The organism is Coleofasciculaceae cyanobacterium (assembly GCA_036703275.1).
Classification (GTDB): Bacteria; Cyanobacteriota; Cyanobacteriia; order Cyanobacteriales; family Xenococcaceae; genus Waterburya.
In genome coordinates this window covers 1-2,007 of sequence record DATNPK010000065.1, presented here as the reverse complement: position 1 = coordinate 2,007, position 2,007 = coordinate 1, and the positions used below count along the sequence as shown (strand labels likewise).

Sequence of the window (2,007 nt, the reverse complement as noted above, 5' to 3'; positions counted from 1 at the left end):
ACAAGAATCAAGAGATTACAAAGGAAATCTATTTGTTTCTCGAAAATAACTCAGATGCACGATTTAGTAATTGGTTTGTACATTAACAAGTACGAGTTTGGAAGAGAAATTTAGTCTTTTCAACACTCTTGCTACACTACCCATTTAGAAGGGGAAATTATTTAGGTTTTTTATGCTATTGCATAGTCGTATATTTCTAAGATGTCAGCAAGTTTTGTAACGTCGAAATCAATCAAGTTCCCTAAATTTTTCTCTTCTAACTGAAGTTTGCTTCTCTCAAATAAACCGCAACACAGTCTTGTATTATCGTGACGTGAAAAATATCTAATGCCATCAACTTGTAATGGGTGATGATAAATTGCTTCGCACCAAGCACGAGAAACAGCATAATCTCCACCAGAAGTTAGACGAGAATCTACTCCCAACTTGGTTAACCCCGATCCAAACAAATCTAACAGCACTAATGAACGGCCGCTTTCAATAGAAAACAAATTTCTAGTTTTGATAAAATCTTGGGATATAAAGTTTACTCCGAGTTGGCGACCAAATGATTCGATAAAAGTTACTTCGATAGTCTCTCCCAAATAGCAAATACCGTAACTGGCATTTGTTGAATCAAATCGACCTCGACCGCTGCGATCGAAGTAGATTGCTGAACCATAACTTGCAGGATTTAAACGATAATAAGTTTTTTTCTCTTTAGTAATGGGTAACTTCAGCGAGTTGAAATTATCTAGAGGCAAAGGATGAGGATCAAGCTGCACTATGAACCCCATAAGCCTTTGCTGCCAATTTCACAGGCTCTAAATTAGAACTTTGTAGATATTCTAGAGGGGTTTTTCCTGACAGCCTAAAGTCTTCTGAAATAAAAAATCTTAGTTTATCCCAATCTGGAACTAGTCCTGCTTCTAAAATGGATATGATCTCGGATAAGCCTGGCAGGATTCCATTGTTGGCAAATTGCCAACAGGGATAAACATATCCTCTTTTGCCCAGTGATAACCCTAATATTTTCTTTGCGCTGCGTTTTTTACTAACTGCTTGAACTGAAATATCTAAATACTTTGCAACATCCGAGCTTTTCCAAGGATGACCTTGATAGTTAAGCATGATATTTCTTGCTTTTATCCCTCTTAGCTTTGCTTTGAGCAAAGGATCTTGTCGCTCGATTGCAGCTAAGATATCTGGCTTGAGAAGCTCCTCGACAAATTCTCTAAGAGAGTCATCATCACCAGTCAAAATTTTAGCTGTTGTACCTTTACTTGAAGCTATCAAGGGACGATATCCTTGAGAATGAACTTTTCGACTGAAATTAATATATGCCGATATTTCTTTTTGTTCTTCTATGCTCAGGGTATTAACTAAATTTGAGAAATTCATGATCGTTTTATTGAGTCAATTAATGTTATTCTAGCTAATAAGTTTAATTAGTTGATCAACTAATTAAACTTAGCTCCGTAAGAGCTATCAAGCTCGTTAAATTTTATTAAATGAAATCTTTGGGATTGTTACTGTGCAGGACGACAGGCAAAATTTGCCAGTTCTGTTAAAGTAGTGAAGCCTTCGCCAACATAAAGCTCTTTAATCAGCTGAATTCCCCATTCTCTTACCTTAATTTTGTTATTGATAGGACTTACGCAAGAATCATTTTGAGAGAAGGATTTTCAAGCTGCTGAATCAGGTAATCTGTAACAAGACCATTTTTTTAGTTGGTAATCATTAGAATGATTGGCGATCGCGCTCTGCTCACCTCGCACCGACGAGATCTTTGGATTGAGATAGATACAGGTAACTACTCCAATTCCTTTGCTGACTAGACACCATCTGGAGTTACATCATTGTTTCCAATAAAGCGGTCGCTACTTTTGTCAAAGACACATCCCCGCTAGAGCCAGATCCACAAGCAAACACGGTCTGCCCGACCGCTAAAATATTTAATGCTGCGTTGACATCCCTCAGATTAAGGTTGTTGCAGTTAGGACATGTCCACTCTCTGACATTCAGAGG

4 protein-coding genes are annotated in these 2,007 nt (G+C 37.6%); 1 reads left to right on the top strand and 3 read right to left on the bottom strand.

Annotation, left to right across the window (positions count from 1 at the left end; all coding sequences use genetic code 11):
* Window positions 1-114: IS1 family transposase (locus V6C71_11650; GenBank protein ID HEY9769130.1), on the top strand; the 114-nt coding region annotated here is incomplete at its 5' end.
* A gap of 56 nt (window positions 115-170) precedes the next feature.
* On the opposite strand, the gene V6C71_11645 is transcribed toward V6C71_11650, so the two are convergent.
* The 3 genes from V6C71_11645 to V6C71_11635 all read right to left on the bottom strand — a co-directional run bounded on the left by V6C71_11645 (window position 171) and on the right by V6C71_11635 (window position 2,004).
* Window positions 171-776, bottom strand: coding sequence for an RES family NAD+ phosphorylase (locus tag V6C71_11645; protein ID HEY9769129.1), 606 nt, complete (start codon window positions 774-776; stop codon window positions 171-173).
* A complete protein-coding gene (locus V6C71_11640; protein HEY9769128.1) occupies window positions 754-1,380 on the bottom strand; it encodes a hypothetical protein in 627 nt (208 codons plus the stop codon). Before V6C71_11640 ends, V6C71_11645 begins: the two co-directional genes overlap by 23 nt.
* Window positions 1,381-1,830: 450 nt before the next feature.
* Entirely contained in the window at window positions 1,831-2,004 is a 174-nt protein-coding gene (locus tag V6C71_11635; protein ID HEY9769127.1) for a hypothetical protein, read from the bottom strand.
* Window positions 2,005-2,007: the final 3 nt, after the last annotated feature.